2 protein-coding genes are annotated in these 1,240 nt (G+C 77.3%); both read left to right on the top strand.

Annotation, left to right across the window (positions count from 1 at the left end):
- A partial coding sequence (locus ACFV5N_RS27900) for an alpha/beta hydrolase (RefSeq protein WP_385605351.1) occupies positions 1 to 352 on the top strand: 352 nt, incomplete at its 5' end.
- 270 nt (positions 353 to 622) lie between these two features.
- Positions 623 to 1,240 (top strand): ribokinase (locus ACFV5N_RS27895; RefSeq protein WP_385605355.1); only part of this gene is annotated, 618 nt, incomplete at its 3' end.

The raw sequence follows: 1,240 nt of genomic DNA, 5'->3' as shown, positions 1-1,240 counted from the left end.
GATCCGCACCGTCCTGGACGCCGCCCCGTTCGCCGACCCGGGACGGCCCATCGCCGAGAGCAGCAGCATGTGCGCGTTCTGGCCCGCCGAACCGACCCTCGGCTACCCGTACGGCACCGGCATCGAAGGGCTGCCCGGCACCCTGACCGTCGCGGTCACCGGCGACCCCGTCACCCCGTACGAGGGCGGCGTCCGGCTGGCCGAGGCCCTGGGCGGCACCCTGCTCACCGTGGAGGGCGAACAGCACGGCATCGCCCTGATCGGCGGCAACGCGTGCGTCGACGACATCGTCGCCGACTACCTCACCGACCTCACCCTGCCGCCGGACGACGCCCGGTGCGCCATCGAGTGAGCCGCGCGCCGGCCCGGAGCGGTGTGCCGCCGCCCCCGCGCCGGTGAACGGACGCGGCGCGGCGCGCGGGGCCTCCCCCCCGCGCCCTGCCGCGCCCGGCCGCCGTGGTCCGGCCCTGGCAGCGCGGGACATTGAGCCCCGGCGGGCGGATACGGCAAGGTGAACGCCACTTGCCCGTCCGCCCGCAGCCGCCGTACCCGGCACTCTCAGGGAGCAGCCGTGCCCCACACCTCCGCCGCCGCCACCGTCGCCGTACTGGGCTCGGCCAACATGGACCTCGTCGCCTACGTACCCGTCGCCCCCGCGCGCGGCGAGACCGTCACGGGCCACGCCTTCCGTACCGGCCCCGGCGGCAAGGGCACCAACCAGGCGATCGCGGCAGCCCTGGCCGGCGGCCGGGTGACCATGATCGGCGCGGTCGGCGACGACGCCTTCGGCCCCCGGCTGCGTGCGGCACTCACCGAGCGCGGCGTGGACACCGGGGGACTGCGCACCGTCCCCGGGCCCAGCGGCACCGCGCACATCGTGGTCGACGACGAGGGCGGCAACTCCATCGTCGTCGTCCCGGGCGCCAACGCGGCGGTGACCGACCTCGCCCCGGGCGACGCGGCCCGCATCGCCGCCGCCGGAACCCTGCTGCTCCAGCTCGAACTCCCGGCGGCCGGCGTCCTGGCCGGCGCGCGGGCGGCCAGGGAGCACGGCGTCCACACCGTCCTCACCCCGGCGCCGGTCACCCCGCTGCCGGACGCGCTGCTCGACTGCGTCGACCTGCTGGTCCCCAACGAGCACGAGGCGGCGGCGCTCACCGGACACCGCGACCCCCACCGGGCGGGCCCGGCGCTCCTGGAGCGGGTGCCCGAGGTGGTGATCACCCTCGGGGCCTCGGGC

Origin of the sequence: Streptomyces sp. NPDC059853 (genome assembly GCF_042731495.1) — a bacterium.
Classification (GTDB): Bacteria; Actinomycetota; Actinomycetes; order Streptomycetales; family Streptomycetaceae; genus Streptomyces.
Note: the sequence above shows the minus strand (reverse complement) of the source record. Positions and strands in the feature narration are given on the sequence as shown.